General features: G+C 61.2%; 15 protein-coding genes and 1 pseudogene. 4 read left to right on the forward strand and 12 right to left on the reverse strand.

Annotated elements, in window-relative coordinates; all coding sequences use genetic code 11:
* Nucleotides 1–4: 4 nt before the first annotated feature.
* Together grxC and DWB67_RS06320 are read right to left on the reverse strand one after the other, a co-directional pair.
* On the reverse strand, nucleotides 5–274 hold the full coding sequence (gene grxC, locus DWB67_RS06315) for a glutaredoxin 3 (protein ID WP_119806687.1): 270 nt from the start codon (nucleotides 272–274) through the stop codon (nucleotides 5–7).
* A 31-nt stretch (nucleotides 275–305) separates the two neighbouring features.
* Nucleotides 306–1,040: a ComF family protein gene (locus tag DWB67_RS06320; protein WP_119806905.1), complete on the reverse strand. Its 735-nt coding sequence runs from the start codon at nucleotides 1,038–1,040 to the stop codon at nucleotides 306–308.
* 31 nt (nucleotides 1,041–1,071) lie between these two features.
* Here DWB67_RS06320 and DWB67_RS06325 point away from each other — a divergent pair, with 31 nt between their 5' ends.
* Both DWB67_RS06325 and hemH read left to right on the forward strand, forming a co-directional pair.
* Complete coding sequence (locus tag DWB67_RS06325) at nucleotides 1,072–1,905, forward strand: methyltransferase domain-containing protein (RefSeq protein WP_119806688.1); 834 nt, start codon at nucleotides 1,072–1,074, stop codon at nucleotides 1,903–1,905.
* 5 nt (nucleotides 1,906–1,910) lie between these two features.
* Nucleotides 1,911–2,951 (forward strand): ferrochelatase, encoded by a 1,041-nt coding sequence (hemH, locus tag DWB67_RS06330; RefSeq protein WP_119806906.1) that lies wholly within the window; start codon nucleotides 1,911–1,913, stop codon nucleotides 2,949–2,951.
* A 35-nt stretch (nucleotides 2,952–2,986) separates the two neighbouring features.
* Here hemH and DWB67_RS06335 read toward each other — a convergent pair whose 3' ends face one another.
* Nucleotides 2,987–3,574 carry a L,D-transpeptidase gene (locus tag DWB67_RS06335; RefSeq protein WP_370453574.1) on the reverse strand — a complete coding sequence of 196 codons (588 nt, stop codon included), beginning with the start codon at nucleotides 3,572–3,574 and terminating at the stop codon, nucleotides 2,987–2,989.
* A 214-nt stretch (nucleotides 3,575–3,788) separates the two neighbouring features.
* Here DWB67_RS06335 and DWB67_RS06340 point away from each other — a divergent pair, with 214 nt between their 5' ends.
* The gene (locus DWB67_RS06340) at nucleotides 3,789–4,292 is read left to right on the forward strand and encodes a CAP domain-containing protein (protein ID WP_255418576.1); all 504 of its coding nucleotides are present in this window, start codon (nucleotides 3,789–3,791) and stop codon (nucleotides 4,290–4,292) included.
* 64 nt (nucleotides 4,293–4,356) lie between these two features.
* Here DWB67_RS06340 and DWB67_RS06345 read toward each other — a convergent pair whose 3' ends face one another.
* From DWB67_RS06345 to DWB67_RS06370, 7 genes and pseudogenes are all read right to left on the reverse strand, one after another.
* Nucleotides 4,357–4,881, reverse strand: coding sequence for a murein L,D-transpeptidase family protein (locus tag DWB67_RS06345; protein ID WP_119806691.1), 525 nt, complete (start codon nucleotides 4,879–4,881; stop codon nucleotides 4,357–4,359).
* A gap of 62 nt (nucleotides 4,882–4,943) precedes the next feature.
* Nucleotides 4,944–6,167 (reverse strand): class I SAM-dependent RNA methyltransferase, encoded by a 1,224-nt coding sequence (locus tag DWB67_RS06350; protein ID WP_119806692.1) that lies wholly within the window; start codon nucleotides 6,165–6,167, stop codon nucleotides 4,944–4,946.
* A 1-nt stretch (nucleotide 6,168) separates the two neighbouring features.
* Nucleotides 6,169–8,013 (reverse strand): ABC transporter ATP-binding protein, encoded by a 1,845-nt coding sequence (locus DWB67_RS06355; RefSeq protein WP_119806693.1) that lies wholly within the window; start codon nucleotides 8,011–8,013, stop codon nucleotides 6,169–6,171.
* On the reverse strand, nucleotides 8,010–8,618 hold the full coding sequence (locus DWB67_RS18610; RefSeq protein WP_370453577.1) for a hypothetical protein: 609 nt from the start codon (nucleotides 8,616–8,618) through the stop codon (nucleotides 8,010–8,012). The genes DWB67_RS06355 and DWB67_RS18610 overlap by 4 nt, the downstream gene beginning before the upstream one ends.
* Before the next feature lie 114 nt (nucleotides 8,619–8,732).
* A pseudogene (locus DWB67_RS18615) lies at nucleotides 8,733–9,221 on the reverse strand (hypothetical protein); the annotation flags it as partial.
* On the reverse strand, nucleotides 9,167–9,760 hold the full coding sequence (locus DWB67_RS06365; RefSeq protein WP_255418577.1) for a CoA pyrophosphatase: 594 nt from the start codon (nucleotides 9,758–9,760) through the stop codon (nucleotides 9,167–9,169). The gene DWB67_RS06365 and the pseudogene DWB67_RS18615, both read right to left, overlap by 55 nt.
* On the reverse strand, nucleotides 9,757–10,779 hold the full coding sequence (locus tag DWB67_RS06370; protein ID WP_119806695.1) for an Hsp33 family molecular chaperone HslO: 1,023 nt from the start codon (nucleotides 10,777–10,779) through the stop codon (nucleotides 9,757–9,759). Before DWB67_RS06370 ends, DWB67_RS06365 begins: the two co-directional genes overlap by 4 nt.
* 142 nt (nucleotides 10,780–10,921) lie before the next feature.
* Between DWB67_RS06370 and DWB67_RS06375 the strand changes: the two genes are divergently transcribed.
* Complete coding sequence (locus DWB67_RS06375) at nucleotides 10,922–11,374, forward strand: NUDIX hydrolase (protein ID WP_119806696.1); 453 nt, start codon at nucleotides 10,922–10,924, stop codon at nucleotides 11,372–11,374.
* Here DWB67_RS06375 and DWB67_RS06380 read toward each other — a convergent pair.
* The gene (locus tag DWB67_RS06380) at nucleotides 11,371–12,666 is read right to left on the reverse strand and encodes a PP2C family protein-serine/threonine phosphatase (protein ID WP_119806697.1); all 1,296 of its coding nucleotides are present in this window, start codon (nucleotides 12,664–12,666) and stop codon (nucleotides 11,371–11,373) included. The genes DWB67_RS06375 and DWB67_RS06380 overlap by 4 nt on opposite strands.
* A 128-nt stretch (nucleotides 12,667–12,794) precedes the next feature.
* Complete coding sequence (gene ilvA, locus DWB67_RS06385) at nucleotides 12,795–14,033, reverse strand: threonine ammonia-lyase IlvA (RefSeq protein ID WP_119806698.1); 1,239 nt, start codon at nucleotides 14,031–14,033, stop codon at nucleotides 12,795–12,797.
* Nucleotides 14,034–14,050: the final 17 nt, after the last annotated feature.

Raw genomic sequence — 14,050 nt, forward strand, 5'->3', positions numbered from 1 at the left:
AACATCAGGCAGCGCCCTTCAGCATCGGGGCCAGCTTGCCCGCGCGTTCCAGCGCATAAAGTTCATCGCAGCCGCCGACATGGGTGTCACCGATGAAAATCTGCGGAACGCTGCGCTTGCCATTGGCGCGCTGGGTCATCGCCGCCCGCTTCGAGGCATCCGCGCCCACATCGGTTTCGTCATATTTGACACCTTTCTGGTCCAGCAACGCTTTGGCGCGGACGCAGAAGGGGCAGGTGCGGGTCGTATAGATCTGGATCTTTGGCTGTGCCATGATGGTCCTTTCGGGTGGTTCGCATCCCTATCTAGTGATCCTTGACCGCACGTGCCAGAACCGCAACCGAAACTGGACCCGATCCTGCCTGCAAAAGCGCCATTGCTGCCGTTGTCACCGTCGCCCCCGATGCCATCACATCATCGATCAACAGCACGGGCCGCCCCTGCAGTCCCGCGATGCGGCGGGGATGGACATCCAGCGCCTGTGTCATATTCGCAAAGCGGTCGCTGACCCCGCGATGGTCCTGTGCCGGGGTATGGCGGGTGCGAAACAGCAGGTCGGGTTGATGCTCCAACCCCAGATCGCGCGCCACGCGGGCGCTGACATGGGCGGATTGGTTGTATTTGCGCTTGATCAGGCGCCGCAGATGCAGCGGAATGGGGGCCACAATCTGGTCGGGCATCACCAAGGGCCGTGCCGCCCGTGCCAGCCAGCCCGCCATCGCGGGGGCCAGATCCAGCCGGTCGCCATGTTTCAGCGCCAGCACCAGCTTGCGTGCGGTGCCGTCATAGACCATCGCCGCACGGCCCCGCGACCACGGACGCACGCTTGTTAGGCAGTCATCGCAGACCAGCACCTGTTCGTCCCCCGTGCCGTCATCGGGCAGGGGCACCCCGCAGCAATCACATAACGCACCTGTGATAAACTGGGCCTCGGTCCAGCAGGAAGCACACAGATGCACAGCGCCTGCACCGCCATCGGCGACACCTGTCCCACAAGACAGGCACTGTGGCGGATAAAGCAGATGCAGTGCGACTTTCATCGCCCCCGAAAGCACCCTATGTTCAAGCCCCATGAAGATCCCCCAAGATACCACGCGCCCCGCCCTGACCGATCAAGCCGCCCTGTTGCGCCAACGTGACCGCGCGCGCCGGACGGGGTTTGTCGATCTGTTCCACCAGATTGCCGCGGATGAGATCGACGATAGGCTGATCGAGGTTAACAGAACCTTTACAGCCCCCGCCCTTGTGACCGGTTTTCCGGACATCTGGGGGCCCCGCTTCCCGCAGGCGCGGGTCGTGGCCGATGATCCGGTACTGGATCTGGAACAGGGCGCGCATGATCTGGTGATCCACGCCATGTCGCTGCATTGGGCCGAAGACCCGATTGGCCAGATTGCCCAATGCCGCCGCGCCCTGCGCGAGGACGGGCTGTTCATCGGCGTTTGCTTCGGTAATCAGACCCTGTCGGAACTGCGCGCGGCACTGGGGCAGGCAGAAGCCGAAATCACTGGCGGTCTGTCACCCCGTATCCTGCCCATGGGCGAGATCCGCGATATGGGCGGCCTGTTGCAACGCGCCGGCCTGGCCCTGCCTGTGGCCGATCTGTTGTCGCAACGCGCCAGCTATCGTGATCTGGTCCATCTGGGGCATGACCTGCGCGCAATGGGCGAAGGCAATGCCATGAACGCCCGCCTGCGCCGCCCGACCCGGCGCGATGTCATCGGTCGTGCCGCCGCGATCCTTGCCGCCCATCATCCTGACCGCGACGATCCGTCCCGTATCAACGTCGGCTTCGATCTGGTCTTTCTGACCGGATGGGCGCCTTCGGACAGTCAGCCCAAGCCGCTACGACCGGGAAGCGCCAAAACCGCCCTTGCCGATGCCTTGAATGCACTCAGGAAATGAAACCCATGACGCCAGCACATGCGCCCGCAGACCACCCCAAGATCAAACCCGCCAAGACCGGCATCCTGATTGCCAATCTGGGCACGCCCGACGGCTATGATTACAAATCGATGCGCCGCTATCTTAGCGAATTCCTGTCCGACAAGCGCGTTGTCGATCTGCCCAGCTGGAAATGGCAGCCGCTGTTGCAGGGGATTATCCTGACCAAGCGGCCCTTCAGTTCCGGCAAGAATTACAAGCTGATCTGGAACCACGAGGAAAACGAAAGCCCCTTGATGACCATCACCAAGGCGCAGACGAATGCCCTGCGCGAAGCGGCCCATAACGAATGGGGCGATCAGGTGATGGTCGAGTTTTGCATGCGCTATGGCAACCCCTCGACCCATGATGTGCTGCAAAAAATGATCGATGCCGGATGCCGCCGCATCGTGTTCCTGCCGCTTTATCCGCAATACGCAGGCCCGACTTCGGCCACGGCCAACGACCAGCTGTTCCGCGCGCTGATGGAACAGACATGGCAGCCTGCCGTTCGCACCTGCGAACCCTATGTGAACCGTCCCGATTACATCAAGGCGCTGGCCGACAGCGTGCGCCGCGCGTTGAACGGTAAAGTGCCGAAAAAGCTGGTCGCCTCCTATCACGGGATGCCCAAACGCTATCTGATGCAGGGCGACCCCTATCACTGCCAGTGCCAGAAAACCTCGCGCCTGTTGAAAGAGGAGCTGGGCTGGGAAGACGGCATCATCGACACCGCCTTCCAGTCGGTCTTCGGCCGCGAGGAATGGCTGAAGCCCTATACCGTGGAACATGTTGCCGAACTGGCGAAACAGGGGCACACGGATATCGCCGTCATCTCGCCCGCGTTTTCATCCGATTGCATCGAGACGCTGGAAGAAATCAACGGAGAGATCCGCGAAGCCTTCGAAGAGGCCGGCGGCCATGAATTCCAGTATATCCCCTGCCTGAACGAGGATCCGGCGCATATCCAGGTTATGCTGGGTGTGATCCGTGACAATATCGGCGGCTGGGTCGAACCCGTCGCATAATATGAAAAAGGGGGCCGCGCTGGCCTCCTTTTGAATTACATCACCAGAACCTGCGTGCCGACCTTGGCCAGCCCGAACAGCTGGGCGATATGTTCGTTATATAGCCCAATACAACCGTTCGACGACTTGCGACCGATCTTGCGCGTGTCATGGGTGCCGTGGATGCGATAATATTGCCAAGACAGCCACAGCGCATGGGTGCCCAAGGGATTGTCGGGACCCGCAGGGACAAAATCGGGCCATTCGGGATTGCTGGCCTTCATCGAGGGGGTGGGGGCCCATGTCGGACCTTCGACCTTCTTGATGATTTCGGTCCGCCCCGTGCGGGTCAGATCCGTGCTGACCGGAATGGACGAGGGATAGACGTGATAGGTGCTTTCGTCTTCGGACCAGTAATGCACCGCGCGCGATGTCAGGTCGCAAAGGATCGCGCCATTGTTGAGGTTCTGGAAATGCGGACGCCAGTCCTGCATCCGGAAGCTGGAAATATTATGCTGCGGGCCGGTATTGGCAGCTGCATCTTGGGCCAATGCAGGCATGGCAAGGCCCGCTGCACCCAAAGCGACGGCCGATCCGATAAAGGCGCGGCGGTTGAAGGAAGAAGGCTTGCTCATTTTGCACATGTCCTCGGGTTTCGGTCACCGCTTCTGGAAGGCGGGGTTTGAGAGGGCAAACATAACCTCTGCCCCCTGTTGCGGCAAATCAAACCGGCGTTTATTCGCAAGCGGTGGCCATCGGGCCTTCTCACGCAGAGTTGCGTTTGAAGACAGGGTGCGCCTTCGCTAAGACCAGTGACAAAAGAGTTAAGAGGGAGCCGGTAAATTGAAGAAAATCAGGTTGATCGCGGTTCTTTCCGTTGTTGCGCTGACGGCATGCGCCCCGCGCTATCTGCAAAACCAGCCCGTGCCGGTCGCCGCACAAGCCCCCGTCGAGGCAGCCGTTCCGGTCGATGACAACGCCGCAATCGCGGGTCGGGTGTTGCAGCAGATCAACACCTTACGGGGCAATATCGGCCTGAACGGCTTGACGCCCAATGCCCAGCTGGATGCGGCAGCCCTTGCCCATTCGCGCGATATGTCGGCACAGAATCGGGCGTGGCATTGGGGGTCCGACGGATCATCACCCCTGGACCGCGTGCAGCGGCAGGGCTTTACGGGCAAGCTGGTCGGGGAAAACATCTCGGAATCATACGAAACCGAAATCCAGACCCTTTCGGCATGGATGAGCGACCGTGACACGCGGGATGTCGTCATGGACCCGAATGCAACGCAATTGGGCTTTTCGTGGTATAAAGAACCCTCGGGCAAGATCTGGTGGACGCTTCTGACCGCATCGCAATAGGCCGGAATAACAAAGCCCCGATCACCGGATCGGGGCTTTTCAAAAACGTCGGTTGTGATGCGGTTCAGGAATAGATGACCACCTGCGTGCCGGGCAGCAGCATCGCATAGATCTCCTCGATCTCTTCGTCCGTGACCGAAATGCAGCCTGCGGTCCAGTCGTGCCGGCTCGGGAACAGGTTGTTGCCTGCAGGGCCGCGACCGTGGATGAAGATATCGCCACCGGGGCTGCGGCCCATTGATGCGGCATAGGCGCGATCCGCCTCGTTCGGATAGGAAATACCGACCGACAGGTGGAACGCGCTGCGGGGGTTGAAGCGGTCGATGAAATACACACCCTCGGGCGTTTTGCCGTCACCTTCGAATTGCTTGTGACCGACGGGAACATTGCCCAGACTGATGTCATAGGCTTTGACTACGGTCTTGCCGCTGAACATATACATCCGGCGCTGGCCTTTGACGACCTGCACCTGCGTCACTTGCGGGCCGGAATAGCGGACAAAGTTCGGCTTTTCCTTTGGCGGTTTGCCACAGGCTGCCAGAACAGCCAGCATCGAAATGGTGAATGTCCGCCGGGTGGTATTGCTCATCACTGCCTCTGACGTTTTTTTGTTTTATAGATTTGCGGATACCACATCTATCGCAACGGTGACTAGCAAAGCGTTAATGCTGCGACCATTTCGACGTGGGGTGAAAACCGGAACTGGTCCACGATCCACAGCCGGTCGATTTTATATCCGGCATCGGTCAATATGCGCGTATCTTTGGCAAAATTCACCGGATCGCAAGCAACCGAGGCGATAAGGGGAACACGCGCGGCGGCAATCTGGCGGGTCTGTGCCTCGGCCCCGTTGCGCGGGGGGTCGATCACGATTGCGTCAAATTTTGCCAGCTCGTCGGGTAACAGGGGGCGGCGGGCGATGTCACGCACCTGTGTCGTGACCGTGTTCAGCCCCGGGGCCTGCCGCCATGCCGAATCAAGCGCCTTTAACGGTGCCGCCAGCCCCTCGACCGCATGGACGCTGGCACGTTCGGCCAAGGGCAGGCTGAACGTCCCGCAGCCCGAAAACAGGTCCAGAATGCGGCCAGCATCGTCAACGGTGTCGCGTACAGCAGACAACAAGGCGGCTTCGCCTTCTGCGGTGGCTTGCAGGAATGCAGCGGGGGGCGGGACCACCTGTGCGCGGCCCATCGGCAGATATGCAGGGCGGCGGGTGATGGTCTGGCCATCCCAATCCAGCCGCGCCAGATCACCCTGTTCGGCAAAGCCTGCCATAATCTGCAACAGAGCGGGGTCCATGGGCTTGCCGCCACGTACCGCGACATCCAGACCTGCTGGGCCGTGGATCACGGTAAAGGTCAGTTCCGCCTGCCGCGAGGCACCGGCGATTGTGATTTGACGCAACAAGGGCAGGGCGGCGGTGATTTGCGGGCGCATGACGTGGCATTCGGCCAGATCGACGATGACGCCGGATGCGCGGGCGTGAAAGCCGACCAACGCACCTTTCTTGGTGCGCTTTCCCGACAGGACCGCGCGACGGCGCGATTTCAGAGGTGATACATGCACCGATGCAACCGGTGCGGACAACCCCTGTGCGGCCAGCGCGGTTTCGACCACCTGTTGCTTCCAAGCCGTTGTGAAACTGTCGGACGCATGCATCAAGGAACAGCCCCCGCAGGCACGGTAATGCCCGCAGATCGGACGCACCCGCTGGTCAGAGGGGGTGATAATGCGCGGAGCGGCGATATGGCCATCGGTTGCCTCGCCCTCGATCACTTCTTCGGGCAAGGTCAGTGCGGCAAGGGCGCGTTCATCACCGTTGATTGCAACGCCGTCACCTTTGCGGCCAAGCCGCTGCACTGTCCAAACACCCATTTTACTCCGCAGCCTCATCTGTACCAAGGAAGCCGCCTGACTGCCGCGCCCAGTATCTTGCATATGTTCCGTTCAGCGCCAGCAATTCGGAATGCGTGCCCTGTTCAAGGATCTGTCCATCCTCGATCACAAGAATGCGGTCAAGCTCGACAATGGTGGACAGGCGGTGGGCAATGGCCAGAACCGTCTTGCCCTGCATGGCGCGGGTCAGGGCGTCCTGAACCTGCGCCTCGATTTCGCTGTCTAGGGCGCTGGTGGCTTCGTCCAGCACCAGAATCGGCGCGTCCTTCAAGAAAGCGCGTGCCAAGGCAATCCGTTGGCGTTGCCCGCCCGACAGGCGCACGCCGCGTTCGCCCAGATGCGCGTCATAGCCGGTGCGTCCGGCGTAATCTTCCAGCGTCAGGATAAACTCATGCGCCTCGGCGGCTTTGGCGGCGGCGATGACATCTTCGGGCGTGGCATCGGGGCGACCATACAGGATGTTGTCGCGGGCCGAGCGGTTGAACATCGCTGTTTCCTGCGTGACCATGGCGATCTGGCGGCGCAGGCTTTCCTGTGTGACATCGCGCAAATCATGTCCGTCCAGCCGCACGGCACCTTTTTCGACATCATAAAGCCGCAGCAGCAGCGCCACCAAGGTGGATTTTCCCGCCCCTGATGCACCGACGATGCCGATCTTCTGGCCCGCCTTAATTGTCAGGTTCAAATCGTCGATCCCGCCTTTTTCACGGCCATAGGCGAAGCCCACGTGGTCGAACTGGACCTGCCCCTGCACGCGATCCAGCGTGATGGCATCGGGCGCATCTGTCAGGCTGTGGGGCGGGGACAGGGTCCGCATGCCGTCCTCGATCTCGCCCACATTGCCCCAGATGCCCATCAGCGCCATGCTGACCCAGCCGGTCATCTGCGACAGACGCATGGCAATCGCGCCCGATGCCGCCACATCACCGACCGAGGCTGCGCCCTGACGCCACAAAAGGATGCTGCCACCGACCAGAACCACCGGCAGAATGCCCGCCACGATCATCAGCGACAAGCGGAACCATGTGCTGACAACGCCGAAATCCAGCGCCCTTTCGCGAAAACCTGCCATCGCGCCAAGGGCAACGCGGTCTTCGTGGCGATCATGGGCGAACAGTTTGACGGTTTTGATATTGGTAATGGTATCGACAACCTGACCCGTCACATTCGCACGAGCCGAGGCGCGCGCCCCCGATTTGGCGCGGATGCGCGGCAGAAAGAACCGGATCAGCGCGAAATAGGCGACCAGCCAGACCAGCAGCGCCACTACGCCCCAGCCATCCACCGCCAGCAAAAACGCCGCCGATCCGATGACCGAGGCCAGCGCGAAGGCCACCACGTTCACCATCTCGGTTGCGACATCGGTTACGGCACGGGCGGTCTGCATCTGCTTTTGTGCCAGACGGCCCGCGAAATCATTGTCGAAGAAATCGATGGCGTGACCCATGGTCCAGCGGTGTAGGCGCGACAGCACCAGCGGCAGGACATTCGGCCCGATGATGACGTTTGAACTGGCTGTCGACAGGCCGAAAATGGCAGGCCGCAACAACAGGAAGAAACCGGCAAACAGCGCCACGGTCGTCCAGTTTTCCGCCCAAAACGTGCCCGGCGAACTGCCCGTGACCGCATCGACCACCATCCCCAGCAACATCGCCGAAATAACATCCGCCGCCCCACCCATCGCCGAGGTGAAGGCCGCAAAGCCCAAGCCCTTCCATGCACCCGACAGACACCATCTGAAAAACGCCATCAGGCTGCGTGGGGGTGCACCATTCGCGGGGCGGAAGGCGTCGACCATACGGCCAAATCTTGCGTGAATGCTCATAAAAGCTCTTTTCCGGCCAGATAGGCCATGTCGATCAGGGCAGGGGCAGGCAGCGCAAACCCCGAGGCGATCCACGCCGTTTCGGCTGTTTTCAATCCGCGACCCAAGGCCGGTCCCTGCAGTTCGGGAAGGTCGGCGGCGCTGACGGGCATTTTGGCAGAGGCGGCTTGTGATATCTGTTCGCGCCAGTCCTGCGGCAGATCCAGCCCGCCTGCCGATTGCAGCAGCGCATAATCGGTCGCGATATCCGCCCCCAGCTGGTAGGCCGCCTGATCAACGGTCCAGTTGTTATCAATGGCCGCGCGCAGGACGGTCTGGGTTTTGGCCTGCGTTCGCGACAGGCGCAACGCCGTGGCCGGATCGCGCGGATTCAGGGCTGAAAGACGGCGCGGCCACGCAGGGGGCTGGTCGCCTTCGGCGCGCAGCAAGGCGGACAGTACAGCAAGATTGGCATTGGGCAGCAACAGGTCCAGCACACCCGTCTGCGCCATCAGTGCGACCGAGGGGGCAGGGTCGGGGGCCGCCAGCAGCTTTTTCACCTCGGCCCCGATGCGTTCACGGGCGATACTGGTCAGGCCATGCTTGTGATCGGCACAGGCTTGCAGGGCCTGTGGATCGGCGTGCCGGCCATAGCGGGCAAAGAACCGGAAAAAGCGCAGGATACGCAGGTAATCTTCGGTGATGCGAAGGTTCGGGTCGCCAACAAAACGCAAACGGCGCGCGGCCAGATCCTGCAACCCACCCATCGGGTCCAGAATTTCACCTGATGCATCGGCGTAAAGCGCGTTGATGGTGAAATCGCGTCGTGCGGCGTCTTGGGCCAGATCATCGGTGAAGGCAACGACGGCATGGCGTCCATCGGTTTCGACATCGCGGCGAAAGGTTGTCACCTCGAACCCGCGACCGTCGTGAACGACGGTGACAGTGCCATGGTCGATACCGGTGGGAACGGGGCGCATGGCCGCCGCTTTGGCCAATGCCATCACCTGATCCGGCGTGGCGTCCGTGGCAATGTCGATGTCATCCACCGCTTCATCCAGCAGGGCATTGCGCACCGCGCCGCCGACCAGATAGGCGCGGTTACCCTGTGCCTGAAGCGCATCCAGCACACGGATCACGGCGGCATCCTGCATGATCTGGTCGGGCATCTGCATCAGGCGTTCATCCTTTCCGCCAATCCCATCAGAATGCGCGCCGTCGCCCCCCATAAATAATAGGGACCAAAGGGTGCCGCATAATAGCTGCGCCACCCACCCCGCCAGCGACGGCTTTCGACGCGATAACAGGCGGGATTGCTGATGTGGCGGAAGGGCAGGTGGAAAACCTCTTGCACCTCGCCGGGTTCGGGGATGGGGGTAAAGGGGCCGTCGATGATGGCAATGACGGGGGTGATGGAAAAACCGGTCACCGTGCGGTGTGGTGGCAGACACCCAAGGACGCGGACCTGCGCGGGATCAAGGGCAACTTCTTCCTGCGCTTCGCGAAGAGCGGCGGCGGCGGCATCGACATCACCGGGATCAACCTTGCCACCGGGCAGGGCGATCTGTCCCGGATGGTGCCGCAAGCCTGATGCGCGCTTGGTCAGCACCAGCCGTCCGTCATCGGCATGAAAGGCCGCCAGAACGCCTGCAGGGCGCAAAGGCGCGTCCGGCACCTTGACCTCGGGGTTCAGATCAAAATCCGAACTTGCCCTTGCCGCCGATTGCAGCGCCAAGGACAGGTGGGTTTCGGACCAATTCAGGTTCACTCGGCGGCCTTGTCTTCGGGGGGCACCGGATTGCCTTCGGGGTCGACGGTCGCTTCGAACCCGAGGCTGTTCGGGTCGAATTCGTAATGCGCCCCGCAGAACTGGCAATCGGCGGTGACGATGCCTTCAAGCGTTGTCATATGCGTGATGTCCTTGGCCGAATAGATGGCCAGCGTATCGCGCACCCGATCCGAGGTACATGAACAGCCGAATTTGACCGGCTGGGAATCATGCACCCGCGGAGTTTCTTCGTGGAACAGACGCAGCAGCAGATCCGTGGGACTGACGGTCGGGCCGATCAGTTCCAGCGTTTCGACCGTATCCAGCAGGATGTTGGCACGGTTCCAGTTTTCCGATTCGGCACCTTGCAGAATATCCGCCGCCTCGATCAGGCCGTTTTCGCCGCTGCCACCTTCCGAGATATTCACCTCTTGGGCGGGTAGGGTTTGCAGCATGACACCACCGGCGCGCCATCCGGCCATCTTACCGGTGCTTTGCGACAGCCCCGAGGCCAGCTGGAACCGCGTCGGCAGCTGTTCGGATTGCGCGAAATAGGTTTGCGCACAGGACGACAGCGACCCTCCCGACAAAGGCGTAATACCCTGATAGGGGGTGCTGCCCGCGCCCTGATCGATCAGGATGGCAAAATATCCTTCGCCGATTTGTTCAAAGGGCGGACGGTTGTCCAGACGGTCCGCATCAAAGCTAGCCCAGCCGCGGATTTTCGCAGGCTGGCCCTCGGCTTCGGGGGCAAAGTAATCGGCGGCAATCGTGCGGACCGCGCCATTGCCACGGATCTGCAGGCTGAGCTTCCAGCGCAGTTTGACGGTCGGACCGATCAATGCCGCCAGCAACGCGACCTCGGCGACCAAGGCGCTGACAACAGGCGGATAATCGTGACGCGTTAGGATGTGATCCAGCACGCCATCCAGACGCACAACGCGCCCCCGAATGTCCGAGCGGTCCAACTGGAAAGGCAAAATGCTGTCGTCCCAGGCTATCTGGTTGATGTCGTTCATCATTGATCCTTGAAGTGTCATCGGCTCCGCCCAAGGCGGGCCCGGTTGCGCCCAATATAGGGGTTTTTCCGCCGATCCCAAGGGGCGGCTTTCACCTGATCGTGGCCCGCGATATCAGGGGGGTGCAACAGACAGGTGAACCATGATCCCGCGTTTCGGACAGCCCCCCATCAGCGGCCAGCATTACCGCCGCCGCCCCGGTGCCTATGCGATTCTGGTGCGCGAGGGGCGGTTGCTGCTAACCCATCAATCCGCCCCGATCCCTGAATATCAATTGCCCGGTGGCGGCATCGATGCGGGCGAATCAGCCATTGCGGCCCTGCACCGCGAAGTGTTCGAGGAAACAGGGTGGAGCATCGGTGCCCCTCGTGTCCTGTGCAGCTATCGCCGCTTTTGCTGGATGCCCGATTATAACTTTTATGCGGAAAAGCTGTGCATGGTCTGGCAGGCCCGTCCGGTCCTGCAACGCGGTGCCCCGACCGAACCGGGCCATACTGCCCATTGGGTCACGCCACAAAAGGCGCTGGATCTGCTGGGTGATCCGGGGTCACGCTTTGCGTTGAAAACATGGCTTGGGGCTGGCGGCCATTGTTAACGCGCCGGTTTGCGGGGCAGGCGGACCAATTGGGCGTCTTCGCGCATTTCCAGCAAGACGGCTGAGATGTCATCCTGCCTTTCGCCACGGCAATATTCGGACACCGACCATGCCATGCTTTCCAGAAACGGATGGCCCTTCAGGAAGGCGTTGGTGCGAAGGATCGCCTCCAACCCCTCGTTTCCCAATTGGTGACCGTTCGGGGCCGTCGCCTCGGTCAACCCGTCCGAGGCGATCAGCAGGCGGTCACCGGGGGCCAACTGCACGTGGATTTCGTCGAACACCGGATTGTCAAAGACCCCGATCGGCATGCCGCCCTGACCTAGATGGGTGATCGACCCGTCAGCGCGTTGCAGTACCGGATGGGGATGCCCTGCCTGAACCATCCGCAGCGCACCCGTGCTGTGGTTCAATTCTGCAAAGATCATGGTGAAATAGCTGTCGGTGTTCATCTCCTCCAGCATCATATTGTTGAAGAAATGCGCCAAGGCGGTGGGGCCGACGGCATCGCCGCCGCTTTGTGCCCCGCGCAGGGCGACATTCTGATCCGATGATCCCGACAGATGCACCGAAAGCTGCGCCGTTAACAGCGCCGCAGTCACCCCATGCCCCGAAACATCCAACGCATAGATGCCGATCCTGTCCGCGCTGATCGGAAAGAATCCCACCAGATCACCACCGATATGACCCGCCGGCCGCAACAGCAGGCTGATTTCGGTTTTGCCGAAACGGCCCGATCTTTCGCGAACAAGGCCCTGTTGCAGTTTGCGCGCCTCGCGCAGGTCGCGTTCGATAGCGGTCTGGGTTTCATTCAGCTGCGCCAAGGCCGCACGCAACTGGGTGTTGCTGCCACGCAATTCATCCTCGATCCGAAGGATGCGTTCGGCGGCGGCAATGCGGGCCAGTAATTCCTGTGCGGACACAGGCAGGGTCAGGAAATCGTCAACGCCCGCCTGCAGGCCCGCTGCCAGATCGTCCTGATCGCGGTTCATCGTCAGCAGGACAAAATAGCCATAGGACGCGCGGTCAAGTTTCCTGAATGCCTGACAGAATTCCAGCCCCGACATGCCCGTCAATGTCCAATCCGATACGATAAGATCGGGCGTCAGGTCCTGACAGATCGCCAATGCGTCTTCGGCATGATCCGCTTGGGTGATAAGATAGCCGCGCTGGGCCAATATGCCTGCCACGCGGGTGCTGTGGTCAGGACTGTTGCCGACCAGCAAAGCCCTGCGCCGGATCGGGGCGCTGGCGTTATCTGGGGTCGGCAGGGGGATGTTCGCGGCTTTCATGCACGATCTGTAACCGCCATCCCGTAAACAGCGGGTAAAGCGCGACGCCCTTCAGAAAAATATTTCCACAACTTCCATATAGAAACGGCCCCGACATGCGGGGCCGTTTTGAAAGCGGTTGGCAGATGTCAGACCAGAAATTCCGACAGGATCTGGTCGTTTGTAATATCGCGATAGGCAAAGCCACCCTGTTCCAGACGCAGCATCAGCGATGACAGATTGGCAGGTGCGCTGGTTTCGATCCCGATCAGGACCGAGCCGAAATTGCGTGCCGATTTCTTCAGATATTCGAAACGCGCGATATCGTCATCGGGGCCCAGCATTTCCAGAAAATCACGCAGGGCGCCGGGGCGCTGCGGCATCCGCAGGATGAAGTATTTCTTGATGCCCTGATAGCGTTGGGCACGTTCCTTGACCTCGGGCAGGCGTTCAAAGTCAAAATTGCCGCCCGAACAGATGCAAACGATGGTCTTGCCGGTCAGATCGCCCAGATCCTCCAGCACGTCGACGGCCAAGGCACCTGCGGGTTCCAGAACGACGCCTTCGGTGTTCAGCATTTCCAGCATGGTGCGGCAGATGCGATCTTCTGGGGCCAGATAGACATTATCGGGGGTAAAGCGCGACAAAGCCTCGAACGGCAGGGCGCCGATGCGGGCCACCGCAGCGCCGTCGACAAAACTGTCCACGGCGGGCAGGGCGACGGGGGCGCCGGCGCGCAGGGCTGCTTGCAGGCTGGCACCGCCTAAAGGTTCGGCAAAGGCAAAGCGGGTGTCCGGTGCCTCGGACTTTAGATAGGTGGTGACGCCTGCGGAAAGACCGCCCCCGCCCACGGGCAGAACGACCATATCAGGCGCGCGGCCCAGTTGTGCCATCATTTCCGAAGCGACCGTGGCCTGACCTTCGATCACGTCCGGTGCGTCGAAGGGGGACAGGAACTGCGCGCCCTCATCGGCACAAAAGGCTTGGGCCGCGGCCAGCGTCTGGTCGAAATAATCGCCGGTCAGGACCACGCGGATTGCATCGCCACCGAAAATCTTGGTCTTGTCGATTTTCTGCTGGGGCGTGGTCACGGGCATAAAGATCGTGCCGCGTGCGCCGAAATGACGGCAGGCAAAGGCCACGCCCTGCGCGTGATTGCCTGCGCTGGCACAGACGAAATGGCCGGGGCCATCCCCGACCAGTTTGCGCATGGCATTGAACGCACCTCGCAGCTTATAGCTGCGCACAGGCGTCAAATCCTCGCGCTTGAGCCAGATGTCAGCGCCGTATTTGGCCGACAGGTGGTCATTGCGTTGCAACGGAGTAGGCTCGAACAGGTCGCGAAGCGCGGCCTCGGCCAGACGGACGGAGGCGACAAAGTTTTCCATATGTCGCCAATGCCGCG

The organism is Paracoccus sp. JM45 (assembly GCF_003590715.1).
GTDB lineage: Bacteria > Pseudomonadota > Alphaproteobacteria > Rhodobacterales > Rhodobacteraceae > Paracoccus.